At 60.0% G+C, this 572-nt stretch carries 2 protein-coding genes; both read left to right on the top strand.

Translation table 11 applies throughout. The features are described from left to right. Nucleotides 1–439: 50S ribosomal protein L6 (rplF, locus tag CFN78_RS28400; RefSeq protein ID WP_110495035.1), on the top strand; the 439-nt coding region annotated here is incomplete at its 5' end. Between the two features lie 2 nt (nucleotides 440–441). Beyond that, a partial coding sequence (locus CFN78_RS28405) for a 50S ribosomal protein L18 (RefSeq protein WP_276307386.1) occupies nucleotides 442–572 on the top strand: 131 nt, incomplete at its 3' end.

Raw genomic sequence — 572 nt, forward strand, 5'->3', positions numbered from 1 at the left:
GAACCACACTGTGGCCAGCCCGATCGAGGTAACCCTGGATGCAGACACCCTGACTGTCGCCCGCCCGAACGACGAGCGCGCCTCCCGTTCACTCCACGGCCTGACCCGCACCCTGATCTCCAACATGATCGAGGGCGTTACCAAGGGCTACGAGAAGAAGCTTGAAATCGTTGGTACCGGTTACCGCGTTCAGGCCAAGGGATCCGACCTGGAGTTCGCTCTTGGTTACAGCCACCCGGTCAGCGTCACCGCCCCGGACGGCATCACCTTTGCAGTTGAGACCCCGACCAAGCTCTCTGTTTCAGGTATCAACAAGCAGCAGGTCGGCGAGGTTGCTGCCAACATTCGCAAGCTGCGGAAGCCGGACCCCTATAAGGGCAAGGGCATCCGTTACGCCGGCGAAGTCATCCGCCGCAAGGTCGGAAAGGCTGGTAAGTAACCATGGCCATCTCAATTAACAAGAAGCGTACGAACAAGAGCAAGTCTGCTTCGCGCAGCCGCCGCCAGCTTCGTATCCGTAAGCGCATCTCCGGTACGGCTGTACGTCCGCGTCTGGTCGTCAACCGTTCAGC

It is taken from the genome of Amycolatopsis antarctica (genome assembly GCF_002262875.1).
In the GTDB taxonomy this organism is placed as follows: domain Bacteria; phylum Actinomycetota; class Actinomycetes; order Mycobacteriales; family Pseudonocardiaceae; genus Amycolatopsis; species Amycolatopsis antarctica.